The sequence below is a fragment of the Rhodanobacter spathiphylli B39 genome (assembly GCF_000264295.1).
Classification (GTDB): domain Bacteria; phylum Pseudomonadota; class Gammaproteobacteria; order Xanthomonadales; family Rhodanobacteraceae; genus Rhodanobacter; species Rhodanobacter spathiphylli.
Map to the genome: position 1 here is coordinate 50,164 of NZ_AJXT01000042.1, position 26,961 is coordinate 77,124.

Consider the following 26,961-nt stretch of genomic DNA (forward strand, 5'->3'; position numbering starts at 1 on the left):
AGCTGCATCCTGCCTGAAAAACGCCGTCTGCGCCTGCTCAACCGTGCCGGCGGGCAAAATCGCCCATGAATTCGACCAGCGCCTCGACGGCTGCCAGCGGCACCGCGTTGTACAGCGAGGCGCGCATGCCGCCCAGCGCCTTGTGTCCCTTCAGCGCCAGCAGGCCGGCAGCCTCCGACTCCTGCAGGAACGCGGCATCCAGCGCCGTGTCATGCAGGTCGAAGCGGACGTTCATGCGCGAACGGGCGGCGGGATCGACCGGGTTGCGGTAATAGCCGTCCGAACCGTCGATCGCGCCGTACAGCAAACCGGCCTTGGCCCGATTTAGGTCGGCCATCGCGGCGACACCGCCCTGCTCCAGCAGCCACTGGAAGGTCAGTCCGGCCAGGTACCAGCCCCAGGTGTTCGGCGTGTTGAGCATGGAGTCGGCGGCGGCGTGCTCGGCGTAGCGGAAGATCCGCGCCATCGGCCGACCGGCACGCTGCAGCAGGTCACGGCGGATGATCATCACCACCAGGCCGGACGGCCCGATGTTCTTCTGCGCGCCGGCATAGATCAGCCCGAAGCGGCTGACGTCGAGCGGTCCGGACAGGATGTTCGAGGACAGGTCGGCCACCAGCGGCACCGCGTCGCCGACATCGGGAACGTCATGGAACTCGACGCCGTGGATCGTCTCGTTCGGCGTGTAATGCACGTAGGCGGCGCGCGGATCGAGCCGCCAGCTGTCGCGCGGCGGCAGCTTGAGATAGTCGTCCGCGGCGCTGCTGGCCGCCACATTCACCCGCACGTACGCACCGGCTTCGCTGGCGGCCTTGGCGCTCCAGTGTCCGCTGACGATGTAGTCGGCGCTGTCGTCCGGGCCGGCCAGGTTCATCGGAATCTGCGCGAAGTGCTGGGTCGCGCCGCCCTGCAGGAACAGCACGGCGTAATCGGCCGGGACCTCCATCAGCGCGCGCAGGTCGGCTTCCGCCTGGGCCGCCATGGCGATGAAGCGCTTGCCGCGGTGCGACTGCTCCATCACCGAGGCGCCGCTGCCGTTCCAGTCCAGCAGTTCGCGCTGTGCGCGTTCGAGTACCGCCGGCGGCAAGGCCGCCGGACCGGCGCTGAAGTTCCAGACTCTGCTCACGTGCGCCTGCATCCTGTCGGAGGGGTGTTCCGCATTATGCCGCGGCGCAGCATGGAGCGGTCAACTGCCACCACGCAGGCAGGTTCAGAACCGGATCAGCAGGACCAGGGCGATGCCGAGAGCCAGCACGGCGGCAGTGACGATCAGCCACCAGACCTCGCTGGTCGGACCCGCCGACTCCTCCGGCAGCGGCTGCGGCCATGGCCCGGCCATCACGATCTCCGGTTCCGGCTGCATGCCCGGCCCGTCGATCACGAAGCGGTGCATCGCCACGCCGATCTGATCGCCGGGCAGCAGGGCCAGTTTCTGCACGGCCGTGCCATTGACCCGCAGTGGATGGCGCTCGCAGGCACGCAGGGTTTCCAGCCACAACTGGCCGCGTTCCCAGAAAATCCGCAGCACCACCACGTCACCTTGCGGCAACTCCAGCGGGCAATGGCCTGGCGAGCCGAGCTCCAGCCCGTCTTCCAGCGACAACACCCGGCCCGACAGCGGCCCCGCGACGGCGCGCAGAGCCACCGTGCAGCGACCTTGCCCGGAAACCTGTGGCGAGGGTCGCCCGGTCGGGTCCTCGTCGGAACGCAGCAGCATGCGGCAATCGCCGACGCTGATCACGTCGCCGGCGCGCAACAGGGCCTGCTCGCGCACCGGACGCGCGTTGACATGGATGCGATCCGCCGACGGCAGTACCTGCAGCACCCAGCCGCGGCGATCCTGATGAATCCGCAGATGTTCGGGCGCTGCCTGGCCGGAGGCCAGCACGAGGTCGTTGTGGGCAGCGCTGCCGATCCGCAACAGCGCCTGCGTCCAGTGAAAGTCTTCACGGGCCGCATTGGGAAATTCGATACGCATGGATGAACCGGTCAAAGGACCGCGAAACTCTATCATGTGACCCCGTGCCTTAAGATGCGCCTGCCGACGCCACCCCATCCCGGAATCCCCATGCCCAAGATCGACATCCGCCGTCCCCACCAGCTCTCGATCGCCGAAGCCCGTTCCGTGGTCGAACAGGTGGCCGCGCGCATGCACGAGAAGTTCGGCATGGAAGGGCGCTGGCAGGACGACACCCTGCTGTTCTCGCGCTCCGGCGTCAGCGGCTCCATCGCGGTAGCCAGCGATGCGATCCAGGTCAAGGCGGAGCTGGGCCTGATGCTGGCTCCGCTCAAGGGCATGGTCGAGCAGGAAATCCGGCGCAAGCTGGACGAGCATTTCGGCTGAGCCGCCCCGGCGCCGCTTCCTGCTTGATGATTCTTTAACCAGGCGCCCTTTCGTGGCATAATCGTCGGCTTACGCGGCCATGACGGCTGCGCGTGAACCCCGGAACACATGGCCAAAGACGACGTCATCGAAATGGAAGGCACGGTCCAGGAGACCCTGCCCAACACCATGTTTCGCGTACAACTCGAGAATGGGCACGTCATCATCGCCCACATCTCCGGTCGCATGCGCAAGCACTACATCCGCATTCTCACGGGCGACAAGGTCAAGATCGAGATGACCCCGTACGACCTGAGCAAGGGACGCATCACCTACCGCATGAAGTAAGGCGATGGTGCCGCCGCCTCGCTGCAGCGGACACGTGATGAGGTGCCATGCATGACAAAGGCGGCGCAATGCGCCGCCTTTGCTTTGCCTTGCATCCGGGCTTGCAGCCCGGTTTACTCGACCACCACCGGCACCTGCTCGGCCGCCTGGCAATCGACCTTCAGCTCGCCGTCGGCCACGCTCAGCCGCACCACGCCGCCTTCGGCCAGCTTGCCGAACAGCAGCTCGTCGGCCAGCGCACGCTTCACCTTCTCCTGGATCACCCGCGCCATCGGGCGTGCGCCCATCTGCGGATCGAAACCGTGCTCGGCCAGCCAGCGGCGGGCGTCGGCGTCCACGTCCAGGCTCACCCGCTTCTCGGTCAGCTGGGTTTCCAGTTCGATCAGGAACTTGTCCACCACGCGCAGGATGTGCTCGAAATCCAGCGCGCCGAACTGGATGATCGCGTCCAGCCGGTTGCGGAACTCCGGGGTGAAGATGCGGCGGATCACTTCCATCGCGTCCGATTCGTGCTTCTGCTCGACGAAGCCCATGCTGCGCCGTGCCGCGATCGCCGCGCCGGCGTTGGTGGTCATCACCACCACCACGTTCTTGAAGTTCGCCTCGCGTCCGTTGGTGTCGGTCAGCACGCCGCGGTCCATCACCTGCAACAGGATGTTGAACACGTCCGGATGCGCCTTCTCGATCTCGTCCAGCAGCAGCACCGCGTGCGGATGCTTGGTCACCGCCTCGGTCAGCAGGCCGCCCTGGTCGAAACCGACGTAGCCCGGAGGCGCGCCCACCAAGCGCGACACCGAATGGCCTTCCATGTATTCGGACATGTCGAAGCGGATCATCTCGATGCCCAACTGCATCGCCAGTTGCCTGGTCACCTCGGTCTTGCCCACCCCGGTGGGACCGGCCAGCAGGAAGCAGCCGATCGGCTTGGACGGGTCGGCCAGCCCCGAACGAGCCATCTTGATCGATGCGGACAGTGCCTCGATCGCCTGGTCCTGGCCGAACACGACCATCTTCAGGTTGCGCTCGAGGTTGCGCAGCACGTCGCGGTCGGAGGCGGACACCTGCTTGGCCGGAATGCGCGCCATCTTGGCCACGATGTACTCGACCTCGCTGACGTCCACCGTGCCGGTGCGCTGTTCCTCCGGGAGCAGCCGCTGGCGCGCGCCGGCCTCGTCGATCACGTCGATCGCCTTGTCCGGCAGCAGCCGGTCGGGAATGTGCTTGACCGACAGGTCCACCGCGGCCTTCAGCGCCTCGTTGGTATAGGCCACGTGGTGATGTTCCTCGAAGCGCGAGCGCAGGCCCTTGAGGATCTCGATGCTGTCGGCCACGGTGGGCTCGACCACGTCGATCTTCTGGAAGCGGCGGGCCAGCGCGCGATCCTTCTCGAACACGCCGCGGTATTCCTGGAACGTGGTCGAACCGATGCAGCGCAGTTCGCCCGAAGCCAGCATTGGCTTGATCAGGTTCGACGCATCCATGGTGCCGCCCGACGCCGAACCGGCACCGATAATGGTGTGGATCTCGTCGATGAACAGGATCGCGCCCGGCTGCTTCTTCAGCTGCGCGATCACACCCTTCAGGCGTTTCTCGAAATCACCGCGGTACTTGGTGCCGGCCACCAGCGCGCCCAGGTCCAGCGACCAGATGGTGGCGTCTTCCAGCACCTCGGGCACTTCGCCGTCGACGATGCGCTTGGCCAGGCCCTCGGCCAGCGCGGTCTTGCCCACGCCGGCCTCGCCCACGTACAGCGGGTTGTTCTTGCGCCGGCGGCACAGCACCTGGATGGTGCGCTCGATCTCGTCGGTGCGGCCGATCAGCGGGTCGATCTTGCCTTCCAGCGCCAGCTCGTTGAGGTTGCTGGCGAATTCCTGCAGCGGGTTGCCCTTCGGCTCGCCGCCCTCCTCGCCCTCGCGCTCGCCGCCGGCCACGCCGGCAGCCGGCTCGTCGCCGATCTTGGCGATGCCGTGCGAGATGTAGTTGACCACGTCGAGCCGGGTGATCTCCTGCTGGTGCATGAAATACACCGCGTGCGAATCCTTTTCGCCGAAGATCGCCACCAGCACGTTCGCGCCGGTGACCTCCTTCCGCCCGGAGGATTGCACGTGATAGACCGCCCGTTGCAGCACGCGCTGGAAGCCCAGCGTGGGTTGCGTGTCGCGCTCGTCGCCCGCCGGCAGCACCGGCACCGTTTCGCCGATGATGCGCTCCAGGTCGGCCGACAGGCGCGGCAGGTCCACGCCGCAGGCGCGCAGGGCGCCGAGCGCGGACTGGTTTTCGGTGAGAGCGAGCAACAGGTGCTCGACTGTCATGAACTCGTGGCGTTGTTCGCGGGCCTGCTTGTAGCAATGGCCGATGGTGACTTCCAGATCCTTGCTGAACATTCGGATCGTCTCCGCTTTGCAGTGGGAGCGGCCTTCAACGCCGCAATGAGCACGAAATGGGGTCGCTCAGAGCTTTTCCATAGTGCACAACAACGGGTGCTGATGGGAGCGTGAATATTCGTTGACGTGGGTAACCTTGGTTTCCGCCACCTCGCGGGTGAAGACGCCGCAGACGCCACGCCCGCGGGTATGCACGTGCAGCATCACCTGCACCGCCTGTTCCTGGTCGAGGTTGAAAAAGCTGCGCAGCACCTCGACCACGAAATCCATCGGAGTGAAGTCGTCGTTCAGCAGCAGCACCTGGAACAGCGGAGGCCGCGCCACCTCGGGTTTCGCGGTTTCCAGCGCCAGGCCGCGGCCGCTGTCGTGCTCATGTTCGGGTTCGTGGGCCATGTTGGTCAGGGTCGTTTCTCTGGTTCGAAGTATACGCCGCGGCGGATGCGTCCCTGCCGCAACGGTGCGTCAGCAGAGGTGATGGCACAATGGGCACTTTTCCACCCCGGTATTGCCTGTCCATGGCCGATTCCTCCCCCAGCTCCGACATCTGGCGTCCGCACGTCACCGTGGCCTGTGTGGTGGCCAGGGGCGAACGCTATCTGATGGTGGAGGAAGAAGTGGCCGGGCGACTGGTCTACAACCAGCCGGCCGGCCACCTGGACGACCACGAAAGCCTCGCCGCGGCGGCCCTGCGCGAAACCCTGGAGGAAACCGGCTGGACGGTGGAACTGCAGCACCTGATCGGCGTGCATCAGTGGCGCAGCACCGAGCATGGCGACGCGGTGATCCGCTTCAGCTTCGCCGCGCGCGCGGTCAGCCATGATCCCGACCGCCCGCTGGACACCGACATCCGCCGCGCGCTGTGGCTGACCCGCGACGAGATCGCCGCGCTGGGCGAGCGCCTGCGCAGCCCGATGATCCTGCACAGCATCGACCTGTGGCTGGGCGGCCAGCGGTTGCCGCTGGAAGCCCTGAGCCACCTGCCCGAGGGCGAGCCGTCGTGAAGGTGATGCTGGGCATTTCCGGCGGCGTCGACTCGTCGGTGGCCGCCTTGCTGCTGCAGCAGGCCGGCTACGAGGTCGAGGGCCTGTTCATGCAGAACTGGGAAGAGGACGAGCGCTCCGGCCCCTGCACCACCGACGCCGACCGCAAGGACGCCGTGGCGGTGTGCGGGCGGCTGGGCATTCCGTTCCACGCGCGCAACTTCGCCGGCGAATACTGGGATGGCGTGTTCGAGCATTTCCTGGCCGAGTATCGCGCCGGGCGCACGCCGAACCCCGACGTGCTGTGCAATCGCGAGATCAAGTTCAAGACCTTTCTCGACGAAGCGCATGCGCTGGGCGCCGGGAAGATCGCCACCGGACACTACGCCCGGGTCGACTGCGTGGACGGTCGTTACCGCCTGCTGCGTGCGGTGGACGCGGCCAAGGACCAGAGCTATTTCCTGCATGCGCTGGGCCAGCAGCAACTGGCTGCCACGCTGTTCCCGCTGGGCGACCTGGAAAAGCCCCGCGTGCGTGAGCTGGCCCGCGAGGCCGGCCTGCCCACCCACGCCAAGAAGGACTCCACCGGCATCTGCTTCATCGGCGAGCGCGACTTCCGCGGGTTCCTGTCGCAATACATACCGGCCCGCCCCGGCGAGATACGCAGCCCGGACGGCGAGTTGATCGGCGAACACGACGGGGTGATGTATTACACCCTGGGTCAGCGCAACGGGCTGGGCATCGGCGGACGCCATGGCGCCGGCAGCGAGCCCTGGTACGTGGTCGGCAAGGACGTGGCGGCGAACGTGCTGTATGTCGCCCAGGGCGGCGAGAACCGCTGGCTGCATTCGCGGCGTTTGCGCTCGGAAGCCGCGACCTGGGTCGATGGGCATGCGCCTGCGCACGAGTTTCGTTGCACCGCACGCACCCGTTATCGACAGACCGACCAGGCCTGCACGGTCAGCGTGACCACGGGCGGCCTGGACATCAGCTTCGACGAAGCCCAGCGCGCCGTCACCCCCGGACAATCGGTCGTCCTCTACGATGGCGAGGTCTGCCTCGGCGGCGCGGTGATCGCCGCCACCGACGCAGCCTACGGCGGCCTGCTGCCGGCGTTCGCCTCCCCTCCCCCCGCAAGAGTGGCTCCAACCCGTGCTTGAAACTTTTTCCATGACCGAAGAGCGCGTGCTTGCCCTGGCCGGCTTGTTCCAGGCCTGCGCGCTGGCCCAGCAACTGGCCAATGACGGGCGTTGCGACGAGGGCGCGATGGAAGCCAGCGTGGCCAGCGTGTTCCGCATCGATGCGCCTTCCGTGGTCGCCGTTTACGGCGACGCCGCGAACGTGCGGCTCGGCCTGCGCACGCTGATCGCCCAGCTCGACGAAACCGGCCGCGACATGGCGGTCACCCGCATGACCGTCACCGTGATGCGGCTGGAGCGCAGCCTGGCCGCACGTCCGGACCTGCTGGAGAAACTGCAGCAGGGCATCATTGCCGCGCAGCGGCAGGTCGAGCACTTCGGCCAGGATTCCAGCCAGGTCAACAGCCGGCTGGCCGAGCTGTACGCCTCCACCCTGTCGATCCTCAACCCGAGGGTGATGGTCAGCGGCAACCCGCAACAGCTGCAGTTGCCCAGCGTGGTGGAAAAGGTTCGCACCAACCTGCTCGCCGCGGTGCGTTCGGCGGTGCTGTGGCGGCAACTGGGCGGACGCCAGTGGCAACTGCTGCTGTACCGGCGCCAGTGCAGCATGCTGGCGCGCGGCCTGCTGACCGGCTCCACGTTGGATCGCCGCTGACCGCGGGTCTTCGCTCGACGGAAAAGCAAACGGCGGGCAAAGCCCGCCGTTTTCCTTCCCTGGGTGGAACTCCCTTGCGATAACCCTTGCGTTGTCCCCGGCGCTCGTCGCCGTCCGCAGGGCCGCAGCATGCCACGGCCCTGTGACAGTTTTAGAAGCGCACCTCGCCGAACACGCCGATCTCGTTGGTCTTCACGTTCTGCACGTGCAGCGGGGCCGGCGTACCGACCGACTTGTCCGCCTTTTCGTGCTTCCACACGCCGGCGAGCTTGAAGCCCTTGGTCACCTGGAATTCGACGCCGGCGTTGTAGTAGACGTCCTTGTTGGCGCTGTCCAGGGTCTTGCTGAGCTTGGCATTGTCGTAGCGGGCAAACAGGTTGACGCCATCGGCGATCGCCACGCTGCCCCACACCGAGTAGCCGTCGGCCTTGTCCGTCGACGTTGTCAGCACGTTGTTCCAGTTCTTGGCGGTGAAGTACTCGGCGCCCAGACGGAACGCGTCGCTGGCGTACGCCACCAGCAGATCGCCGCGCTGGGCGGTGTTCTGCGCATCGGTCAACTGGGTTTCCTGACCACGGTGGCCACTGTAGCCACCGACGGCCACGACCATGTTCTCGAACGGCACGAAGCCCACACGTCCCTCGACATCCACACCCTTGCTGCGGCCCGGGTTCTTGTAGCCGTTGCCGTTGACCACGGACACCGCGTAGTTGAGCGACTTGCCGGCACCGATGTCGCCGCCCAGGTGCAGACCCCAGTCCGCCGAGTTGGCGTACTTCAGGCGGTCGGTCGTGGTGGGTTCCACGTAGCGGAGTCCGTAATAGTTCTCGACGAACGGAATCCACGGCATGTCGGCCGAACCGATGCGGAACACCGCAGCCTGGTCGAACTTGCCCTGCACATACGCCTTCTTGACGAAAAGGTTGGTTTCGCCGTCGTTGCTGACGTAGTTGAAGTCGGTGGTCAGGTTCATCGACCAGATGTCGTTGAACTTGTGGTCGACGCCGAGGTAGAAGCGCTTCACGTCGATGCCGAGGCCGGACGCATTGGTCTTGCCGGTATCGCTGTTCTTCTGATCGATGCTGGTGACATCGAAGTACATTCTGCCGGACAGCGTGGTGTTGTTGACCGCCTTTTCCAGCGCCGCGAACTTCTTGTCGCTGGCGGCCGTCACGCTGGTGGCCTTCTCCACCGCCTGGCCCGTGCTGACATTGATCTCGGATTGCGCGTCGGTGCGCTGTTCCAGTTCGTCCACCTTGGCCTGCAACGCGCTCAACTGGGCCTTGAGGAGTTCGATTTCGCTGCTGCTGGCGGCCGGGGTCGTCCGCTGCGGCGCCGCGGCGGCCGTGAAGCTGCTGACGCCCAGGCCAGCTGCGATCGCTACCGCAATCAATTTGGAACGCATGTCATTACTCCGAAAGTTGATGGGAAAATCTCGATCGCCCCCTCGATCCCGATGGCCGGCCAGCGATTCGTTAACAAGTTTGCCCAGCGATTTTTACTGTTGAATGCCGCTTTCATGACAGCACCATGACAGCCAGGCCTTGCTCCGCTGCCTCATGCCGCGCGGCACGACTGATATGCTTCGCCGATGGAAATTCCCAACAACAGCGCCACGCCACGCATGGCCGACCGGTTCCGCGGCTTTCTGCCGGTGGTGGTCGACGTGGAAACCGGCGGCTTTGACGCCGAACATGATGCACTGCTGGAAATCGCCGCCGTGCCCCTGTGCATGGATGCGGACGGCTTCCTGCAGCGGCAGCCTACGGTATCCACGCACGTCGAGCCCTTCCCCGGCGCCAACCTCGACCCGCGTTCGCTGGAGATCACCGGCATCGATCCGACCAATCCGCTGCGCGGCGCACTGGCCGAGCGGCAGGCGCTGGATCACATCTTTCATGTGGTGCGCGAAGCGGTGCGCGAGGCCGGCTGCCAGCGGGCGATCCTGGTGGGCCACAACGCCGCGTTCGACCTGGGTTTCCTCAATCAGGCGGTGAAACGCTGCGGACACAAGCGCAACCCGTTCCACCCGTTCAGCTGCTTCGACACGGTCAGCCTGGGCGGACTTGCCTACGGCCAGACCGTGCTGAGCAAGGCGGTGCTTGCCGCCGGTCATGCGTTCGACAGCCGCGAAGCCCATTCCGCCGTCTACGACACCGAACGCACCGCCGAGCTGTTCTGCAGCGTGGTCAACCGCTGGCGCCAGCTGGAGCTGTTCGAGCAGGCGCATGTCGGGCTTGGCGTGGGCTGAGGCGAGAGCGGGGAACGGGGAACGGCAGCGCATCGCCGCTTTCGCTCTCGTTACCCGTTCCGCGTTCCAAATGACAGCATGTCATCTTCCTGAAACATTCATTTCATCCAATGGCAACACGAAGAGCCTGAAATGGCGGGGTCGCATCCGACCTCACTCGATAGGAGCTACCGTGTTGACCATCCGCAACTTACCTGTCCGATTCGCTGCCGTCGCCACGCTGGCCGTGGCCTCGACTTTCGGCGCAGCCGCCGCGCAGGCCACCGACATCACCGGCGCCGGCTCCAGCTTCGTCTACCCGGTCATGTCCAAGTGGTCGGCCGCCTATGCCGGGAAGACCGGCAACCGCCTCAACTACCAGTCGGTGGGCTCCGGTGCCGGCATTGCGCAGATCAAGGAAGGCACCATCGACTTCGGCGCGTCCGACGCCCCGATGAAGGCGGAAGACCTGCAGAAGTACGGCCTGGGCCAGTTCCCGATCGTGGTCGGCGGCATCGTGCCGGTGGTCAACATTGCCGGCGTGCAGGCGGACCAGGTCAAGCTGGACGGCGCCACCCTGGCCGACATCTTCCTGGGCAAGATCACCAACTGGAACGATCCGAAGATCGCCGCGCTGAACGCGGGCCTGGCCCTGCCGGCCGGCAAGATCACCGTGGTGCATCGTTCGGACGGTTCGGGCACCTCGTTCAACTTCACCAACTACCTGTCCAAGGTCAGCCCGGAGTGGGCCAGCAAGGTCAAGTTCGGCACCGCCGTTGAATGGCCGACCGGCGTGGGCGGCAAGGGCAATGAAGGTGTCTCTCAGTACGTGCGCCAGATCAAGGGCTCGATCGGCTACGTCGAGTACGCGTATGCGGTGAAGAACAAGCTCGCCTGGGTCGACCTGAAGAACGCCAGCGGCAACTTCATGAAGCCGAGCGCCGATGCCTTCGCTGCCGCTGCCGCCACGGCCGACTGGGCCTCTGCCCGCGACTTCAACCTGATCATGACCAATGCACCGGGCGAACAGGCCTGGCCGATCACCGCCACCACCTGGATGATCATGTACAAGTCACCGACGAATGCCGGCAACACCAAGGTCGCCTTTGACTTCTTCAAGTACGCGCTGGAGCATGGCCAGCCGGCGGCCAGCGAACTCGACTACGTGCCGCTGCCGGCCGCGCTGGTCAGCAGGATCGAGGCGTATTGGGCGGCCGAGTTCAAGCATTGATGCACAGCTTTCAACGGCAGTGACGACCACACAGCCTTGTTCCTTGCCGCCGTCATTCCCGCGAAAGCGGGAATCCATCCTGACTCTCGCACCGAAGCAGATGGATTCCCGCTTTCGCGGGAATGACGGCCAACCAATTCAGATTTTCCGACGGCTTTCCTGATGCCCACGTTTCCGGCTACTGCCGCCCCCGAGCAACGAGCCATCCGCGACGCCCGTCACGAGCGGCTGTTTCGCTGGCTGCTGAAGGGCTGCGCGCTGATCGTGCTGGCGGCCCTGCTCGGTGCCGCCGGCGCCACGCTGTGGGGTGGCCGCGAGGCATTCGCCACGTTTGGCTGGCACTTCCTGGTCAGCTCGGAATGGGACCCGGGCAATGACGTCTACGGTGCGCTGGTGCCCGTCTACGGCACCCTCGCCACCTCCTTCATCGCGTTGCTGATCGCCGTACCGGTCAGCTTCGGCATCGCCGTCTATCTGTCCGAAGTCGCGCCGACCTGGCTGCGCACGCCGATCGCCTCGGCGATCGAGCTGCTGGCCGGCATTCCCTCGATCATCTACGGCATGTGGGGGCTTTTCATCTTCGCCCCCTTCTTCGCCGAACACATCAAGCCGTGGCTGACCAACAACCTCGGCAACAAGCCCGACGACGGCAAGCTGTCGTGGGTGGCCGAACACGTGCCCTTCGTGGGCAAGCTGTTCGGCAGCGACTACCCGTTCGGCGCCAGCATCCTGGTCGCCGGCATCGTGCTGGCGATCATGATCATCCCGTTCATCTCCTCGGTGATGCGCGAAGTGTTCCAGACCGTACCGACCCGGCTGAAGGAGTCGGCCTATGCGCTGGGCTCCAGCACCTGGGAGGTGTCGTGGGACATCGTGCTGCCGTACACCCGCTCGGCGGTGATTGGCGGCATCTTCCTCGGCCTCGGCCGCGCGCTGGGCGAGACGATGGCGGTGACCTTCGTGCTGGGCAACGCGATGCAGCTGTCGGCGTCGCTGCTCGACCCGGGCACCTCGATCGCCTCGACCATCGCCAACCAGTTCAGCGAAGCGGCGGGCCTGCAGAAGTCCTCGCTGATGGCGCTGGCCTTCCTGCTGTTCGTGGTCACCTTCATCGTGCTGCTGATCGCGCGCCTGATGTTGCGACGCCTGGCCAGCAAGGAGGGGCGCTGATGAACACCCTGTACCTGCGCCGCCGCATCGCCAACGCGCTGGCGATGGCGCTGAGCCTGCTGGCCACCCTGGTCGGCCTGGCCTTCCTGGCATGGATATTGTGGGAAACCCTGCGCCAGGGCGTCGGCGCCCTGGACCTGAAACTGTTCACGAAAATCACGGCCTATGGCGAGGACGGCGGCCTGCTGAACTCAATGGTCGGCAGCCTGGTGATCAACTTCATCGGCATCGGCATCGCCACGCCGATCGGCGTGCTGGCCGGAACCTGGCTGGCCGAATACGCGAACCGCACCAAGCTGGGCGAGTCGATCCGCTTCCTCAATGACATCCTGCTGTCGGCACCGTCGATCGTGATGGGCCTGTTCGTCTACACCATCATCGTGCTGCCCAGCACCGCCCTCACCCACGGCTCGACCAGTTTCTCGGGTTTCGCCGGCGGCGTGGCGCTGGCGCTGATCGCGCTGCCGGTGATCGTGCGCACCACCGACGAGATGCTGCGGCTGGTGCCATCCACCCTGCGCGAAGCGGCGCTGTCGCTGGGCGTGCCGCAGTGGAAGCTGACCTTGCAGATCCTGATCCGCGCCGCCCGCTCGGGCATCATCACCGGCGTGCTGCTGGCGCTGGCCCGCATCAGCGGCGAGACCGCCCCGCTGCTGTTCACCGCGTTCGGCAACAACTACATGGCAGTCAACCCGCTGGAGAAGATGTCCAGCCTGCCGCAGATCATCTACCAGTACGCCAATGACCCGGGCGACGCGATGCATGCCCTGGCCTGGGCCGGCGCGTTCGTGATCACCATGTTCGTGCTGCTGCTGAGCCTGGCCTCGCGCCTGATCCTTTCCCGCACCAAGGTGTCCCATGACTGATTCCGCCCTCGCCACGAACCCGGTGCCGGTGGCGCCCGCAGCGACGGTGGCGCCCAAGATCACCGTGCGCGACCTGCACTTCTACTACAACGGCTTCCATGCGCTGAAAGGCATCAACATGGACATCCCGGAAAAGCAGGTCACCGCGATCATCGGCCCGTCCGGCTGCGGCAAATCCACCCTGCTGCGCATCTTCAACCGCATCTACGCGATCTATCCGAAGCTGGAGGCGAAGGGCGAGATCCTGCTGGACGGCGACAACATCCTCGATCCGCGCTATTCGATGAACCGCCTGCGCAGCAAGGTCGGCATGGTGTTCCAGAAGCCGGTGCCGTTCCCGATGACGATCTTCGAGAACGTGGCCTACGGCATCCGCCACCACGAGAAGCTGTCGCGCAAGGACATGGAAGGCCGGGTCGAACAGGCACTGCGCAACGCTGCGCTGTGGGACGAGGTGAAGGACAAGCTCAAGCAGAACGCGCTCGGCCTCTCCGGCGGCCAGCAGCAGCGCCTGTGCATCGCCCGCGCGATCGCCCTGAAGCCCGAAGTGCTGTTGCTGGACGAACCCACCTCGGCGCTGGACCCGATCGCCACCGGCCGCATCGAACAACTGGTGGAGGAACTGAAAAGCCAGTTCACCATCGTCATCGTCACCCACAACATGCAGCAGGCCGCGCGCGTTTCCGATCAGACCGCCTTCATGTACCTGGGCGAGCTGATCGAGTACGACCGCACCGAGAAGATCTTCACCAAGCCGGGCAAGAAGCAGACCGAGGATTACATCACCGGGCGGTTTGGCTGATCCAGGCCACTCTCGCTCGGGGAGAGGTTGGGGTGAGCGTACGGGCGAAGCCTCGGCGCCACGCCCCGCCCGAACCCTCATCCGCCCTTCGGGCACCTTCTCCCGAGGGGAGAAGGGAACAAGACAACGAGGCAACCATGAACACCGGCACCGACCACATCATCAAGAGTTACGACAGCGAGCTGGCCCGGCTGACCGGCGAGATCGTGCGCATGGGCGAGCTGTCGGTGACCCAGCTTGAAGCGGCCATCGACGTGCTGGAGCGCCGCGACGAGCGCGCCGCCCAGCGGGTGGTCGGCAACGACGAGGCCATCGACCAGCTGGAGCAGGAGATCGGCCACGACGTGGTGCGCCTGCTGGCGTTGCGGGCACCGATGGCCGGCGACCTGCGCAACGTATATGCCGCGCTGCGGATTGCGTCGGACATCGAGCGCATCGGCGATTACGCCGCCAACGTGGCGAAGCGCTCGATTCCGCTGTCGATGGTGGCGCCGGTCGCCCCGGTCCACGGCCTGAACCACCTGGCCAGGCTGGCCGCAGAGGAAGTGCGCGAAGTGCTGGCGGCCTACAGCGACCGCGACGTCGAACGCGCCTACCAGGTGTGGAAGAACGACGTGGTGCTCGACGAAGCCTATACCGGCTACTTCCGCCAGCTGCTGACCTACATGATGGAAGACCCGCGCAACATCACGCCGTGCACCCACCTGTTGTTCATGGCCAAGAACATCGAGCGCATCGGCGACCACGCCACCAACATCGCCGAGAACATCTGGTTCCAGGTCACCGGCGAACCGCTGGACAAGCAGCGCAGCAAGCGCGACCTGACCTCGAACCCCGAGATCACCAAGCTGGGCGAGTGAGTCGGCGGCGAGCGCGCTCCTGACTCAGGGCACCCGCGCATCCTTCCCGCGACGCAGCCGCAGGCCGCGCAACACGCCGAAGATGCCGATGGCGGCCCAGGCCACTTCCATCACGAACGCGGACAGGTTGAAGCTGCCGAACAGCAGCGACAGCAACACGCCCAGCGCGCCGACGATGTTCATTACCTGGTAGGTCAGGCCGTTGCCGTGCAGCTTGTGTGCCTGCAGCAACAGGAATGCCAGCAGCACCAGCACCACGCCGATGTAACCGGCCCAGTCATGCCACATCAGGTTCATCGTTTCACGCTCCGCTGGCGCAACGCCTCGAACAGCACCACGCCGGTGGCGACGGAAACGTTGAGGCTTTCCATCGTGCCCGGCATCGGGATCTTCGCCACGAAATCGCACAGCTCACGGGTCAGCCGGCGAATGCCCTCGCCTTCGCTGCCCAGCACCAGCGCCACCGGCCCCTTGAAGTCGACGCCGTAGATGGTGGTGTCGGTGTCGCCGGCCAGGCCGGTGATCCACACGCCGGCGTCCTTCAGTTCACGCAGCGTGCGCGCCAGGTTGGTCACCGCGATCAGCGGCACCCGATCGGCGCCACCGGCCGAAGCGCGGCGCACCACCGGGGTCAGGCCGACCGCGCGATCCTTCGGCACGATCACCGCAGTAACCTTGGCCGCCGCCGCGCTGCGCAGGCAGGCGCCGAGGTTGTGCGGATCGGTGACACCGTCCAGCACCAGCACCAGGGCATCGCTGCCGTCGCGCTCCAGCAGGCCGGCCAGGTCGTTTTCGTGCGCGGCCGGCGCCGCCTCACAACGTGCCACCACACCTTGATGACGCGCTTCACCGGCATGCTTGTCCAGCTCGTCGCGCGGCCGGTGCAGCACCGGAATGTTCAACTTCTTCGCGCGTTCGGCCAGCTCCAGCACGCGGGCGTTGCGCTGGCCATTCTCGACCAGCACCTCGCGCACGCGTTCGGCGTCGTTGCTCAACGCGCCTTCGACCGGGTTGATCCCGACGATCCAGCTCTCACTCATGACTTGCCTTTCGGTTTGGGTCGACGCCGCGGAGCCTTCTTCGCTGTGGGCGCGGCAGCCGGAGCCTGGCCACGCTTCGGCGAAGCGTCCTTGCGCGGACCACGGGAGGACGATGCATCGGCCTTGCGGGCCGGACGCTGTTCGCCGCGTGCCGTCGACGACGAACGCGGCGGCGGATTATCGCGCACCTCCGCCTTGCGCGGAGCCGGTGTTGGCGCAGGCGCGGCAACTTCAACTTCCTTGCGCCCGAACGCACGACCGATCGCCTTGGCCGCGCGACCGAACATGCCCGGCGCCTTGGCGGCCGCCGCCGCCTTCTTCGGCAGCGAATAGCGCTCGCCGCTGGCCGCATAGTCGTACGCCCTGGCGCTGCCGACCGGCGGCGTGGCCGGCGTGCGCGGCGAGACCAGCCGGAAGTCGATCTTGCGATCCTCCAGACTGGCGCGCAGCACCTGGATGCGCACGTGGTCGCCCAGGCGGAACTGTGCGCCGGTGCGCTCGCCCTTGAGCAACTTGCGGGTGGCGTCGAAGTGGTAATAGTCGTTGGCGAGCTGGCTGATGTGCACCAGGCCGGACACCTTCGACTCGTCCAGCTCCACGAACAGGCCGAACGAGGTGACGCCGGTGACCACGCCGTCGAACTCGCTGCCGATGTGCTTTTCCATCCAGGCACACTTGAAGCGCTCGTCGACGTCGCGCTCGGCCTCTTCGGCGCGTCGCTCGCGCTGCGAGCAATGGATCGCCATCGCCGCCATGTCGCTGGGGCTGTAGGTGTAGTCGGCCGGCTTGCGGCCGGTCAGCGCGTAGCGGATCGCCCGATGCACCAGCAGATCCGGATAGCGGCGGATCGGCGAAGTGAAGTGCGCGTACGCCTGCAGCGACAGGCCGAAGTGGCCGCGGTTGTCGGGCTGGTACGCCGCCATGCTCTGCGAGCGCAACAGCACGTTCTGGATCAGTTCGCGCTCGGGGCGGTCGTGCACCAGCGCCAGGATCTCGGCGAAATCCGCCGGGGTCACTTCGTCCACCGGCGGCATGCGCAGCTTGAACTCGCGCAGGAACTGCTGCAGGTCTTCGTACTTCTCCGCCGGCGGCGGCTCGTGGGCGCGGAACAGCGCGGGGATCTTCTTCTTCTCCAGGAACAGCGCCGCCTGCACGTTGGCGGCGATCATGCACTCCTCGATCAGCTTGTGCGCGTCGTTGCGCTCGGTGGCGCCCATCGACTCGACGCTGCCGCTCTGGTCGAGGCGGAACTTCACTTCCGGCGTCTCGAAGTCGATCGCGCCGCGCCGCTTGCGCTGGCCGGCCATCGCCTTGTACAGCGCGTGCAGGTTTTCCAGTTGCGGCAGCACGTCGGCCACTTCGTGGCGGGCGTCCTTGTCGCGCAGGCCCACCGCCTGCCACACCTTGTCGTAGGTGAGCCGCGCGTGCGACAGCATCACCGCGTCGTAGAACTTCGATCTGGTGACGTTGCCTTCGGCATCGACCAGCATGTCGCAGACCATGCACAGCCGTTCGACGTTCGGGTTCAGCGAGCAGATGCCGTTGGACAGCGTCTCCGGCAGCATCGGCACCACGAAGCCGGGGAAGTAGGTCGAGGTGCTGCGTTCGTAGGCCTCGCGATCCAGCGCATTGCCGACCTGCACGTAGTGCGACACGTCCGCGATCGCCACGATCAGCCGCCAGCCGCCGCCACGCTTCGGCTCGGCATACACGGCGTCGTCGAAGTCGCGCGCGTCGGCGCCGTCGATGGTCACCAGCGGCAACTTGCGGATGTCGGTGCGGCCTTCGCGCTCGGCCGCGGTCACCACCGCTTCCACCTGGGCCGCGTCGCGCAGCACGTCGGCCGGCCATTCATGCGGCAGGTCGTGGCTGGCGATCGCCATTTCCACCACCAGCGACGGTTGCAGGCGTTCGCCCAGCACGGCGCGGATCTCGCCCACCGGGCCGCGCTGGGCCGTTGGCGGAGCGGTGATCTCGACCACCACGATCTGGCCCGACTTCGCACCCTGTTCCGTGCCCGGCTTGATCATCACGTCCTGGGTCAGACGGCGGTCATCGGGCGATACGAGGGTCACGCCGTCTTCGATCAGCACCCGGCCGACCAGTCGCGGCGAACGCCGCTCCAGCACTTCGGCGATCGCGCCCTGCTTGCGGCCGCGGCGATCGATGCCGACCACGCTGGCCAGCACGCGGTCGCCATGCATCACCGCACGCATCTGCTGCGGCGACAGATAGAGGTCCTCGCCACCCTCGTCCGGGCGCAGGAAGCCGTAGCCCTCGGCGTTGGCCAGCACGCGGCCGGCGATCAGGTCGAGTTTCTGGGTCGGCGCGTAGCCGCCGCGACGGCCAAGCAGCATCTGGCCATCGCGCACCATCGCCCCCAGGCGCTTGCGCAAGGCTTCGAGATCGACTTCTTCCTGGATGCCGAGCGCCTCGGCGATGCGCGCTTCGGTCAGCAGCTCGCCGCGCTCTTCGAGCAGGGCGAGGATCGCCTCGCGGCTGGGGATCGGGCGCGCATAACGCTGCGCCTCGCGATCGGCATGGGGATCACGCACGGCGCCTGCGGCGGCCCGGGTGCGCTTGTCCGGCGTGGATGCAGCGCGAGGCGTCCGCTTGGCGGTTTTTTTCGCGGGATGCGAGTCCTGGGGATGGCCGGACTTGGGGGGAGTTTTTCTGGTCACTCAGTATCCTTGTGATGTTTGCGCCGCGGAGAATGCCACGTCGCGAGAGATGGTTGTGAAAAAGTGTTGACAAGCCGTCGGCAGATGCCTAAATTACGCGGCTCACGCAGCTCGCTGAGCAACGTGACACCTGCCCAGGTGGCGGAATTGGTAGACGCACTAGCTTCAGGTGCTAGCGGGGGCAACTCCGTGGAGGTTCGAGTCCTCTCCTGGGCACCAATTGTAAACGAAGGCCCGCAGTGATGCGGGCCTTCGTCTTTTCCGGGTTTGGTTGAAGTCAGGAAGGCCGCCCAGCCAGGACGGCCTTTGCTCTTCTCCGGGTTCGATCGAAAGTCGGGACGCGCGCTCTTCAGCCTGCTGCCGGCCCCTTCAACTCGACCATGTTTCCCTGCGGGTCGTACAGATAGATCGACGGCCCCTCGCCCTGCGCGCCGTAACGCGAGCCCAGCTCGCCGATGCTCACGCCGTGCGACTTCAGGTGGGCCAGGATCGCCGCCTCGTCGTAATCCTCCACGCGCAGGCACAGGTGATCCATGTTGTGGCCTTGCGCGCCCGGCGCGGCGCCGCCGTGGCGACCCAGCTTGCCGTCGATGGCGACCAGGTCGATCAGCGAACGGCCGGCGCGCAGTTGCACCAGGCCGATCTCGTCCTGCCGACGTTCCTCGCGGCAGCCAAGCACGTCGCAGTAGAAACGCTGCATGGCGTCGCTGTCGATGACACGCAACACCACATGGTCGATGTCGGCGATCCGAATCATGCGCACTCCCGGTCGATGAGGCAGCCGAGCATAACCCGTGGCGCTCCGGCGGCTCACTGAACCGGGCGCCGAGCGGCCGCGACAGCCCCCGTTCCCCCTGTATAATCGCCGCGGTAAACGCATGGTGGGAGAAGCGGCCCGTCCCTCGCAGGACACGGCCGCTGCCGAAGACGCAACGCCCGTAATCGCTCAGGCCCCCATACCACCATGCGTGAACACTCTGGAGAGAGCGGCTGCAGCCGCCGCCGAAGGGGCACGAAACGCCGCCGCGTTTCCAAACTCTCAGGCAAAAGGACAGAGGGGCGCCCCGCGTGCGGCACGACACGCCAGTCTTCGGATGCCCAGCCATGAGCCACAACCCCACTTCCCTGCGTGACCTCGAAAACCACGGTGCCTTCATAGACCGCCACATCGGCCCGGATGACACCGAGATCGCGCAGATGCTGCGCGTGGTCGGCCACGATTCGCTGGAGTCGATGACCGACGCCATCGTGCCCGCCTCGATCAAGTCCGCCGCGCCGCTGGCCTTGCCCACGGCGATCACCGAAGAAGAAGCGCTGGCCAAGATCCGGGCGATCGCCGGCCGCAACCAGGTGTTCCGCAGCTTCATCGGCCAGGGCTACTACGGCACGCTGACGCCCAACGTCATCCTGCGCAACATCCTGGAAAACCCGGCCTGGTACACCGCCTACACGCCTTACCAGGCGGAGATCTCGCAGGGTCGCATGGAGGCGCTGATCAACTTCCAGACGATGTGCGCCGACCTCACCGGCATGGAGATCGCCAACGCCTCGCTGCTGGACGAAGCCACCGCCGCGGCCGAGGCGATGACCCTGGCCAAGCGCTCGAGCAAGAACAAGGGCAACGCCATCGTGGTGTTCGGCGATGCCCACCCGCAGACCATCGAGGTGATGCGCACCCGCGCCGAGCCGCTGGGCCTGACGATCACCCTGGCCGATTCCGCCGAGGCCTGGGATGCCGCGATCGCCGCAGACGACTACTTCGCGGCGCTGATCCAGTACCCGGCCAGCAGCGGCTGGCTGCTGGACTGGAGCGAGGAAGTGGCGAAGATCCACGCCAAGGGCGCGCTGGCGATCTTCGCCACCGACCTGCTGGCGCTGACCCTGCTGAAGTCGCCGGGCGAGATGGGCGCCGACATCGTGATCGGCAACACCCAGCGCTTCGGCGTGCCGTTCGGTTTCGGCGGCCCGCATGCCGCCTTCATGGCCTGCCGCGACGCGTACAAGCGCTCGATGCCGGGCCGCCTGATCGGCGTCTCCATCGATGCCGAGGGCAACAAGGCCTATCGCCTCACCTTGCAGACGCGCGAACAGCACATCCGCCGCGAGAAGGCCACCAGCAACATCTGCACCGCCCAGGTGCTGCTTGCGGTGATGGCCTCGATGTACGCCGTCTACCACGGCCCCAAGGGCCTCACCCGCATCGCTTCCCGCGTGGCGCGCCTCACCGCGATCCTCAAGGCCGGCCTGGCGCAGCTCGGCTTCACCGCCAGCCACCACGACACCGCGTTCGACACGATCAGCCTGAAGACCGGCGATCGCACCGACGCCATCGCCGCCCGCGCGGTGGCGCTGGGCGCCAACCTGCGCAAGGCCTGGGGCGAGTACCTGTGCATCTCGCTGGACGAAACCACCACCCGCGCCGACATCGAACTGCTGTGGCGGATCTTCGGCGGCGATGACGCGAAATTGCCCAGCATCGACGCGCTGGACGCCAGCGCGCCGTCGCTGATCCCGCAGGCGCTGCAGCGCACCTCGCCGTTCCTCACCCACCCCGTGTTCAACACCCATCACAGCGAGCACGAACTGCTGCGCTATCTGCGAGCGCTGGCCGACAAGGACCTGGCGATGGATCGCACGATGATCCCGCTGGGCTCGTGCACGATGAAGCTCAACGCCACCGCCGAGATGATCCCGGTCACCTGGCCGGAATTCGCCAATATCCATCCGTTCGCACCCGCCGCGCAGACCCGGGGCTACCAGGAACTGATCGCCGGGCTGGAAGCACAACTGGTGGAGATCACCGGCTACGACGCGGTGAGCCTGCAGCCGAACTCCGGCGCCCAGGGCGAATACGCGGGCCTGCTGGCGATTCGTGCGTATCACCAGTCGCGCGGCGAAGGCCATCGCGACATCTGCCTGATCCCCGAATCCGCCCACGGCACCAACCCGGCATCCGCCCACCTGTGCGGCATGAAGGTGGTGGTCACCAAGTGCGACGCGAACGGCAACGTGGACCTGGAAGACATCCGCGCGCAGGCCGCGAAGCACTCGGCCAACCTCGCCGCGATCATGCTGACCTACCCGTCCACCCACGGCGTGTTCGAGGAGGACGTGGTCGCCATCTGCGACATCGTCCACCAGCACGGCGGGCAGGTGTACACCGACGGCGCCAACATGAACGCGCTGGTCGGCGTGGCCAAGCCCGGCAAGTGGGGCTCGGACGTCAGCCACCTCAACCTGCACAAGACCTTCTGCATCCCGCACGGCGGCGGCGGCCCGGGCGTGGGCCCGTGCGCGGTGCGTTCGCACCTGGCGCCGTTCCTGCCGGGCGCGCTGGGCAACGACGGCGCGCGCACCCAGGGCACCGGCAACGGCGCGATGGTTTCTGCCGCCACCTTCGGCAGCGCCTCGATCCTGCCGATCAGCTGGATGTACATCACCCTGATGGGCCAGCAGGGCCTGCGCAAGGCGACCCAGGTGGCCCTGCTCAATGCCAACTACGTGGCGAAGCGGCTGGCGCCGCACTACCCCACCCTGTACACCGGCCGCAACGGCCTGGTGGCGCATGAGTGCATCCTCGACCTGCGCCCGCTGAAGGACGCCACCGGCATCGGCGCCGAGGACGTGGCCAAGCGGCTGATCGACTTCGGCTTCCACGCGCCCACGCTGAGCTTCCCGGTGTCCGGCACGCTGATGGTGGAACCGACCGAAAGCGAATCGCGGGTCGAGCTGGACCGCTTCATCGACGCGATGATCCAGATCCGCGACGAGATCCGCGCCGTCGAGGAAGGCAAGCTCGACCGCGAGGACAACCCGTTGACCAACGCGCCGCACACCGCCACCATGGTCAGCGCCAGCGAGTGGACCCACGCCTACCCGCGCGAACTGGCCGCCTTCCCGCTGGCCAGCCTGAAGCTACAGAAATACTGGCCGCCGGTGGCCCGCGTCGACAACGTCTACGGCGACAAGAACATCATGTGTTCGTGCATCCCGGTGGATGCATACCGGGATGACGTCGAAGCGTAACCATCGGTCGATCGTCCGATGCGAAGGCCCCGCCACGGCGGGGCCTTTTTTCATGGGTGGAAAAACTCCGGCTAGAACCCGCGCAGGTCGTCCACCGGCAACGCGAGCTTCGCACCGGTGATGCGTTCCAGGGTGCGGCCCAGCACCTCGACGTTGTTGTCGAAGCTGCCATGCCCCGCATCGATGGCGACTTCGGGGTGCAGGCAGGTGGGCACCTTGTCGACATCGATGACTTCGGTGCGCTTGCCCAGCCCGGTCTGCTTCACCACCTGGCGCCAGTTGCCCAGCGCCTCGGCCGTGCTGGACGAACCGTCCCAGCCCTTGTACCCGGCGTCCATCACGTTCGCCAGGCCGAGGATCGGCGTCCGCACATCCAGCTCCAGGGCGTTGGACACCAGGTACAGCAGCGACTTGCGATAGATCGCCGCGGTGTTGTCGTCACGCTCGTTGCGGTCGGACAGGATGCCCAGGTAGAGCCGCTGCATCAGGGCATCGTGTGGCGCGTAGTGGCGGTTGGCGAACTGCACCGTGCAGGCCGGCGCATAGAGATGGATGGATGCGGTCTGCGCCTCCAGCCCGCGCGCGGCCAGCAGGTCGACCAGGTAGCCATGGAAGATCGAACCGGCCGAGTGGCCGACCAGGTGGATCTCCAGCTGGTCACCCCAGGTCTTGGCCAGGTTCTGCAGCGCCGTCACCAGCAGGTCGCCGCCCCGCGTGGGCAGGCTGGCGGCTTCGGCGTTCTCCTTCATCTCGCTCCAGATCGGCCGCGCCAGCGGACGGCCGACGGTGCGCTCGACCAGGATGTCGGTGGCGTCGCTGATCTTCTCGCGGATGCCGCCGGCCCGCGGCGGCTCGTGCCGGAACTTGTCGGCGAAGATGTCGCCGATCGATTCGAGCATGCCGGTCTTCCAGATCACGAACAGCGGATAGCAGCCGTTGCCGATGAAGTAGCGCCCCATCGCCCGCGCGCGTTCGATCGCCGCGGCCTCGCTGTTGAGTCCGCCGTGGGCATAGATCACCAGCCGCCTGGTCGTCGCCTTCTGCTGGCGGAACCACTGGTCCGGCAGCGTGCACGCCTGGAACAGCAGCGAGCGACTCATCTCGTCCTGGGTCAGGTAGCGCGTCACCCGGCCGTCGTTGCCCAGCACCACGCTGTGCTCGTAGGCGGTGGCCTCGTCCCACCACAGGCTGCGATTGGTGCCGACACGGCGGCGGCCACCCTTGCTGCCCGCCGCGAGCTGGCCCAGCACCACGCCCGACACGCCCATCGCGGTCACCCATGCGTCCATGCCGTTGGCCAGCCAGTCGGCGTAGGTCAGCACGGCGAAACCGCCGCAGCCCCAGCTCTTGCCCCAGGAGTTCTGCACCACGAAGCCGTCGGTGTTGAAACCGACCAGGGCAAAGGCGTGGCCATCGTCGTGCGAGGGTTTGCCGTCGAACGCGATCACCGGCAGGCTGTCGTGCCCGGCCAGCTTCCGGCGCACGGTCGGCACGTCCTGCCAGCCCTGGTGCGTGTTGGCCGACACGTAGATCGCGCCCACTTCGTGGATCGCCGCCTGCAGGTCGCTGATCGCCTTCAACTCGATGCGGTAATACACGCCCAGCGTGTTGGCGGTGGCGCGGGTGGCGTAACCGAACTTCGGCGGCTGCGTGTCCTCCTGCCGATACGGCCAGTCGACCTCCATGCAGACGCCGTGGTGATACCAGCCCTTCAGGGCGCCACGGCAGCTCGAACCGTCGTAGTTCTCGCCCGCGTATTCGTCGTAGCGGCGGGCGAAGTTGTAGAACATGCGCGGGCTGACCGAAGCCAGCCGACCCGGCATCCCGCTCTTGCGCCAGCGCAGGTAGTTGACCACGCAGGCCAGGCCGAAACCGGTGCACGCACCTTCCTGGCCCTGGTCGAGGATCAGGCCGGCCCCGGTATAGGCCGGCAGGAACTCGCTGACCTGCGCATCGGTGGGGTAACGATCGGGCAGGCTGGCCGGCGGCGGCTGGTAGGCGCGATCACGCAGATCGACCGGGTCCTTGCTGGCATCGAGTTTCGCCGCGCCCGTCGCTGCCGCTGCGACGGCCTTGCGAGCCGCGCCGGACTTGCGAGTCGCACCGGCGCCGCGGACGGCCGCCGGCCAGACCGTGTCGGCCAGCTGGAACACGTTGCGGAAACTGGCCAGCCCGTAGCTGCCGCCGTTGACCAGCTTGCGTGCCGCCGCGTAGTTGTTCGCCGCCAGCGCCGTGCGCATCCTGTCCGCCGCGTGCGCCAGGAACAGCGCCAGCAGCACGGCCGCCACTTCGGGTGCGTTGGCCAGGTCCGGAAAGGCTTCGATGTCGACGCCGACCACGGCCGCATAGGTGTGGTAGTTCGCCCGCCCCGTCAGCTGCACGAAGCCGCGGCCCCGGTAGCGCGCGCCGTCGCCGGGCTGGTCGTTGCCCAGCGACTTGCGTCCGTCGTAGGCACTGAACGCGGGCAGCCCCGGCGTGGTGTTGAAGTGCGAGGGAAACTCGGCGATCGGCACGAAGCCTTCGCTCTCGGCGCGGATGGTGCCCAGCGCAGCGCAGATCATCATGCGGTCGCGCAGCCCCGCCGCGCCCAGCGCCGCGGCCACGTAAGGCAGGTAGCGCACGATGTTGGACTTCCTGGTGGCCGGGAACAGCCGCTGCACCGCATCCACCGTCAGCGGCACCGCCATCGGTTGCGATTGCATCATGCCGAGCAGGATCTGGCAGCAGGGCCCGATCACCGCATCGGCCACGACCCCGATGCCGGCCTGCCATCGTCGCGCCGCCGCGTCGACCTGCTCGTCGAAAACGTCGCCCGTCGCCAACCCTGGAAAGTCGCGCGCGTCGTCGCCGAGCACCCCGGCCAGGCGCTTGCGCAGCGTGGCGACATCGTTCCCGGCATTCCCCTTGACCAGCAGCAGTGTTGCCATGACGTATCTCCCCTCGTCCGTGGTGAAGGCTACGAAACACGGCGGCAGCATACGCCCGGTTCGGGGGTCGCACATGGCCCGCGGCGCGGGGAAAAACCGGCCACGGCAACGCGCACGAAGCGTGCCAGCGAACGCGATCTGCCGGCGTCGATCGTCGGCTCAACAGGCCCTGGCGCCGCTCAGCTGGCCGCCACGATGCAGTCCCGGCCCTGCTGCTTGGCCCGGTACAGCCGCTTGTCGACGCCATCGAGGAAGCCGCGCAGCTCGTCGGCGTGCGCGGGAATGCAGGTGGCCGCGCCGACGCTGATGGTCAGCACCGGGCCGACCGCGGACTGCGCATGGGGAATCTGCTCGGCCAGGATCAGGTCGCGGCAGCGCGCGGCCAGCTTCAGCGACGCCGACTCGTCGGTTTCCGGCAGCAGCAGCACGAATTCCTCGCCGCCGAAACGGGCCAGCAGGTCGCGGGCGCGGGTCGCGGCGGAAGCCAGCAGCCAGGCCACGCGCTTCAGGCAGGCGTCGCCTTCGAGGTGGCCGTAGCAGTCGTTGTACTGCTTGAAGTAGTCGATATCGATCATCAGCAGCGACAGCGGCTGGCGGTTGCGCCGCGCGTTGCTCCATTCCAGTTCCATCAGCGCATCGAAGCGGCGTCGGTTGGCCACGCCAGTGAGGCCGTCGCGGAAGGACAGCTCCTCCAGCTCCTTCTGCAGGCTCGCCAGTTTCTGTTCGGTCTGCTTGCGTTCGCTGATGTCGAACATGAAGCCGATCAGCGAATCGACCGAACCGTCCGCCCGGCGCACCACGTGCACCACGTCGCGAATCCACACGTAGTGGCCGTCGCGGGTCAGCGCCCGGTAGTCGGCTTCGTGATCGACACCGGCCTGCGATTGCGCCACGCAGAAATTCAGCACCCACTCGCGATCCTGCGGATGCATGCGACTGGCCCAGTCGCCCACCGTCTGCCAGCTCGCCGGCGCCCAGCCCAGCAGCGCCTCGATCTGCGGTCCGATATAGGCGAACTGCTTGCTGTCCCAGTCGATCTTCCAGGGAATGGCCTTGGTGGACTCCAGCAGCGTGCGGTACACGGTGCTGTCGGGTTCCAGTTTTTCGAAATCGGCCATCGCTCTCGGGCTCAAGCATGAAGACGGGTCGCCGCAGCCGCGGCGATCGCGCCAGCCGGCGCGCAGACGCAAGGTACATCGTCCCCCGGGCGTATCGCCATTCACGCCTGCCGGCGCCCGCTGGTGAAAGCGGGCGCCGGTCTGAGAGGTTGTGAGTTCTCAACCTCTCAGGTCGGCCAGG

General features: G+C 66.6%; 23 protein-coding genes, 1 tRNA gene and 2 riboswitches. Of the genes, 13 read left to right on the forward strand and 11 right to left on the reverse strand.

Going from position 1 to position 26,961, the window contains the following annotated elements; genetic code table 11:
* Window positions 1-37: 37 nt before the first annotated feature.
* Together serC and UU7_RS12845 are read right to left on the reverse strand one after the other, a co-directional pair.
* A complete protein-coding gene (gene serC / locus UU7_RS12840; RefSeq protein WP_007808950.1) occupies window positions 38-1,126 on the reverse strand; it encodes a 3-phosphoserine/phosphohydroxythreonine transaminase in 1,089 nt (362 codons plus the stop codon).
* Window positions 1,127-1,210: 84 nt separating this feature from the next.
* Window positions 1,211-1,978: an FHA domain-containing protein gene (locus UU7_RS12845; protein ID WP_007808952.1), complete on the reverse strand. Its 768-nt coding sequence runs from the start codon at window positions 1,976-1,978 to the stop codon at window positions 1,211-1,213.
* Window positions 1,979-2,068: 90 nt separating this feature from the next.
* On the opposite strand from UU7_RS12845, the gene UU7_RS12850 reads away from it, so the two are divergent.
* Window positions 2,069-2,344 (forward strand): polyhydroxyalkanoic acid system family protein, encoded by a 276-nt coding sequence (locus UU7_RS12850; protein ID WP_007808954.1) that lies wholly within the window; start codon window positions 2,069-2,071, stop codon window positions 2,342-2,344.
* Between the two features lie 108 nt (window positions 2,345-2,452).
* Window positions 2,453-2,671: a translation initiation factor IF-1 gene (gene infA / locus UU7_RS12855; protein WP_007508585.1), complete on the forward strand. Its 219-nt coding sequence runs from the start codon at window positions 2,453-2,455 to the stop codon at window positions 2,669-2,671.
* A gap of 113 nt (window positions 2,672-2,784) precedes the next feature.
* On the opposite strand, the gene clpA is transcribed toward infA, so the two are convergent.
* Together clpA and clpS are read right to left on the reverse strand one after the other, a co-directional pair.
* Window positions 2,785-5,055: an ATP-dependent Clp protease ATP-binding subunit ClpA gene (gene clpA, locus UU7_RS12860; RefSeq protein ID WP_007808957.1), complete on the reverse strand. Its 2,271-nt coding sequence runs from the start codon at window positions 5,053-5,055 to the stop codon at window positions 2,785-2,787.
* Between the two features lie 66 nt (window positions 5,056-5,121).
* Window positions 5,122-5,448: an ATP-dependent Clp protease adapter ClpS gene (gene clpS, locus UU7_RS12865; protein ID WP_007808959.1), complete on the reverse strand. Its 327-nt coding sequence runs from the start codon at window positions 5,446-5,448 to the stop codon at window positions 5,122-5,124.
* A 122-nt stretch (window positions 5,449-5,570) separates the two neighbouring features.
* Here clpS and UU7_RS12870 point away from each other — a divergent pair, with 122 nt between their 5' ends.
* The 3 genes from UU7_RS12870 to hflD are packed head-to-tail and all read left to right on the forward strand — an operon-like array spanning window position 5,571 to window position 7,829.
* Entirely contained in the window at window positions 5,571-6,056 is a 486-nt protein-coding gene (locus tag UU7_RS12870; RefSeq protein ID WP_007808960.1) for an NUDIX hydrolase, read from the forward strand.
* Window positions 6,053-7,195, forward strand: coding sequence for a tRNA 2-thiouridine(34) synthase MnmA (gene mnmA, locus UU7_RS12875; RefSeq protein ID WP_007808963.1), 1,143 nt, complete (start codon window positions 6,053-6,055; stop codon window positions 7,193-7,195). The genes UU7_RS12870 and mnmA overlap by 4 nt, the downstream gene beginning before the upstream one ends.
* A 10-nt stretch (window positions 7,196-7,205) precedes the next feature.
* Window positions 7,206-7,829, forward strand: a complete 624-nt coding sequence (gene hflD, locus UU7_RS12880) for a high frequency lysogenization protein HflD (RefSeq protein ID WP_007808964.1) — start codon at window positions 7,206-7,208, stop codon at window positions 7,827-7,829.
* A 151-nt stretch (window positions 7,830-7,980) separates the two neighbouring features.
* Here hflD and UU7_RS12885 read toward each other — a convergent pair whose 3' ends face one another.
* A complete protein-coding gene (locus tag UU7_RS12885; RefSeq protein ID WP_007808966.1) occupies window positions 7,981-9,234 on the reverse strand; it encodes a porin in 1,254 nt (417 codons plus the stop codon).
* A 186-nt stretch (window positions 9,235-9,420) separates the two neighbouring features.
* On the opposite strand from UU7_RS12885, the gene rnt reads away from it, so the two are divergent.
* The 6 genes from rnt (at window position 9,421) to phoU (ending at window position 14,988) form a co-directional block, all read left to right on the forward strand.
* Window positions 9,421-10,080 carry a ribonuclease T gene (gene rnt, locus UU7_RS12890; protein WP_007808968.1) on the forward strand — a complete coding sequence of 220 codons (660 nt, stop codon included), beginning with the start codon at window positions 9,421-9,423 and terminating at the stop codon, window positions 10,078-10,080.
* Between the two features lie 175 nt (window positions 10,081-10,255).
* On the forward strand, window positions 10,256-11,290 hold the full coding sequence (gene pstS, locus UU7_RS12895; RefSeq protein ID WP_007808970.1) for a phosphate ABC transporter substrate-binding protein PstS: 1,035 nt from the start codon (window positions 10,256-10,258) through the stop codon (window positions 11,288-11,290).
* Between the two features lie 162 nt (window positions 11,291-11,452).
* Window positions 11,453-12,460: a phosphate ABC transporter permease subunit PstC gene (gene pstC / locus UU7_RS12900; protein WP_007808972.1), complete on the forward strand. Its 1,008-nt coding sequence runs from the start codon at window positions 11,453-11,455 to the stop codon at window positions 12,458-12,460.
* Entirely contained in the window at window positions 12,460-13,326 is an 867-nt protein-coding gene (pstA, locus tag UU7_RS12905) for a phosphate ABC transporter permease PstA (protein ID WP_007808974.1), read from the forward strand. Before pstC ends, pstA begins: the two co-directional genes overlap by 1 nt.
* Window positions 13,319-14,128, forward strand: a complete 810-nt coding sequence (pstB, locus tag UU7_RS12910; RefSeq protein WP_007808976.1) for a phosphate ABC transporter ATP-binding protein PstB — start codon at window positions 13,319-13,321, stop codon at window positions 14,126-14,128. Before pstA ends, pstB begins: the two co-directional genes overlap by 8 nt.
* 137 nt (window positions 14,129-14,265) lie before the next feature.
* Window positions 14,266-14,988 carry a phosphate signaling complex protein PhoU gene (phoU, locus tag UU7_RS12915; RefSeq protein WP_007808978.1) on the forward strand — a complete coding sequence of 241 codons (723 nt, stop codon included), beginning with the start codon at window positions 14,266-14,268 and terminating at the stop codon, window positions 14,986-14,988.
* Window positions 14,989-15,012: 24 nt separating this feature from the next.
* Here the strand turns inward: phoU and UU7_RS12920 are convergent, their stop codons facing one another.
* Genes UU7_RS12920 through rnr form a run of 3 tightly spaced genes read right to left on the reverse strand, consistent with a single transcriptional unit; the run spans window position 15,013 to window position 18,583 of the window.
* Window positions 15,013-15,285 (reverse strand): CBU_0592 family membrane protein, encoded by a 273-nt coding sequence (locus tag UU7_RS12920; RefSeq protein WP_007808979.1) that lies wholly within the window; start codon window positions 15,283-15,285, stop codon window positions 15,013-15,015.
* Window positions 15,282-16,028 (reverse strand): 23S rRNA (guanosine(2251)-2'-O)-methyltransferase RlmB, encoded by a 747-nt coding sequence (rlmB, locus tag UU7_RS12925; RefSeq protein ID WP_007808980.1) that lies wholly within the window; start codon window positions 16,026-16,028, stop codon window positions 15,282-15,284. Before rlmB ends, UU7_RS12920 begins: the two co-directional genes overlap by 4 nt.
* A complete protein-coding gene (gene rnr, locus UU7_RS12930; RefSeq protein ID WP_007808981.1) occupies window positions 16,025-18,583 on the reverse strand; it encodes a ribonuclease R in 2,559 nt (852 codons plus the stop codon). The genes rlmB and rnr overlap by 4 nt, the downstream gene beginning before the upstream one ends.
* 258 nt (window positions 18,584-18,841) lie before the next feature.
* Here rnr and UU7_RS12935 point away from each other — a divergent pair.
* Window positions 18,842-18,928, forward strand: a tRNA-Leu gene (locus UU7_RS12935).
* A gap of 130 nt (window positions 18,929-19,058) precedes the next feature.
* On the opposite strand, the gene UU7_RS12940 is transcribed toward UU7_RS12935, so the two are convergent.
* Window positions 19,059-19,466 (reverse strand): VOC family protein, encoded by a 408-nt coding sequence (locus UU7_RS12940; RefSeq protein ID WP_007808982.1) that lies wholly within the window; start codon window positions 19,464-19,466, stop codon window positions 19,059-19,061.
* A gap of 115 nt (window positions 19,467-19,581) precedes the next feature.
* A riboswitch (glycine riboswitch) is annotated at window positions 19,582-19,681 on the forward strand.
* A 1-nt stretch (window position 19,682) separates the two neighbouring features.
* Window positions 19,683-19,768, forward strand: a riboswitch (glycine riboswitch).
* A gap of 45 nt (window positions 19,769-19,813) precedes the next feature.
* Here UU7_RS12940 and gcvP point away from each other — a divergent pair.
* Complete coding sequence (gene gcvP, locus UU7_RS12945) at window positions 19,814-22,735, forward strand: aminomethyl-transferring glycine dehydrogenase (protein WP_007808983.1); 2,922 nt, start codon at window positions 19,814-19,816, stop codon at window positions 22,733-22,735.
* A gap of 71 nt (window positions 22,736-22,806) precedes the next feature.
* Here gcvP and UU7_RS12950 read toward each other — a convergent pair whose 3' ends face one another.
* Both UU7_RS12950 and UU7_RS12955 read right to left on the reverse strand, forming a co-directional pair.
* Entirely contained in the window at window positions 22,807-25,662 is a 2,856-nt protein-coding gene (locus tag UU7_RS12950) for a C1 family peptidase (RefSeq protein ID WP_007808984.1), read from the reverse strand.
* A gap of 179 nt (window positions 25,663-25,841) precedes the next feature.
* The gene (locus UU7_RS12955) at window positions 25,842-26,780 is read right to left on the reverse strand and encodes a GGDEF domain-containing protein (protein ID WP_007808985.1); all 939 of its coding nucleotides are present in this window, start codon (window positions 26,778-26,780) and stop codon (window positions 25,842-25,844) included.
* Between the last annotated feature and the right edge of the window lie 181 nt (window positions 26,781-26,961).

Excerpts from the sequence above, each read along its gene's own strand:
- UU7_RS12845 (WP_007808952.1), bottom strand. The coding sequence starts at position 1,978 with ATGCGTATCGAATTTCCCAATGCGGCCCGTGAAGACTTTCACTGGACG.
- UU7_RS12850 (WP_007808954.1), top strand. The coding sequence starts at position 2,069 with ATGCCCAAGATCGACATCCGCCGTCCCCACCAGCTCTCGATCGCCGAA.
- infA (WP_007508585.1), top strand. The coding sequence starts at position 2,453 with ATGGCCAAAGACGACGTCATCGAAATGGAAGGCACGGTCCAGGAGACC.
- clpA (WP_007808957.1), bottom strand. The coding sequence starts at position 5,055 with ATGTTCAGCAAGGATCTGGAAGTCACCATCGGCCATTGCTACAAGCAG.
- clpS (WP_007808959.1), bottom strand. The coding sequence starts at position 5,448 with ATGGCCCACGAACCCGAACATGAGCACGACAGCGGCCGCGGCCTGGCG.
- UU7_RS12870 (WP_007808960.1), top strand. The coding sequence starts at position 5,571 with ATGGCCGATTCCTCCCCCAGCTCCGACATCTGGCGTCCGCACGTCACC.
- hflD (WP_007808964.1), top strand. The coding sequence starts at position 7,206 with ATGACCGAAGAGCGCGTGCTTGCCCTGGCCGGCTTGTTCCAGGCCTGC.
- UU7_RS12885 (WP_007808966.1), bottom strand. The coding sequence starts at position 9,234 with ATGCGTTCCAAATTGATTGCGGTAGCGATCGCAGCTGGCCTGGGCGTC.
- rnt (WP_007808968.1), top strand. The coding sequence starts at position 9,421 with ATGGAAATTCCCAACAACAGCGCCACGCCACGCATGGCCGACCGGTTC.
- pstC (WP_007808972.1), top strand. The coding sequence starts at position 11,453 with ATGCCCACGTTTCCGGCTACTGCCGCCCCCGAGCAACGAGCCATCCGC.
- pstA (WP_007808974.1), top strand. The coding sequence starts at position 12,460 with ATGAACACCCTGTACCTGCGCCGCCGCATCGCCAACGCGCTGGCGATG.
- pstB (WP_007808976.1), top strand. The coding sequence starts at position 13,319 with ATGACTGATTCCGCCCTCGCCACGAACCCGGTGCCGGTGGCGCCCGCA.
- phoU (WP_007808978.1), top strand. The coding sequence starts at position 14,266 with ATGAACACCGGCACCGACCACATCATCAAGAGTTACGACAGCGAGCTG.
- UU7_RS12920 (WP_007808979.1), bottom strand. The coding sequence starts at position 15,285 with ATGAACCTGATGTGGCATGACTGGGCCGGTTACATCGGCGTGGTGCTG.
- rlmB (WP_007808980.1), bottom strand. The coding sequence starts at position 16,028 with ATGAGTGAGAGCTGGATCGTCGGGATCAACCCGGTCGAAGGCGCGTTG.
- UU7_RS12940 (WP_007808982.1), bottom strand. The coding sequence starts at position 19,466 with ATGATTCGGATCGCCGACATCGACCATGTGGTGTTGCGTGTCATCGAC.
- gcvP (WP_007808983.1), top strand. The coding sequence starts at position 19,814 with ATGAGCCACAACCCCACTTCCCTGCGTGACCTCGAAAACCACGGTGCC.
- UU7_RS12950 (WP_007808984.1), bottom strand. The coding sequence starts at position 25,662 with ATGGCAACACTGCTGCTGGTCAAGGGGAATGCCGGGAACGATGTCGCC.
- UU7_RS12955 (WP_007808985.1), bottom strand. The coding sequence starts at position 26,780 with ATGGCCGATTTCGAAAAACTGGAACCCGACAGCACCGTGTACCGCACG.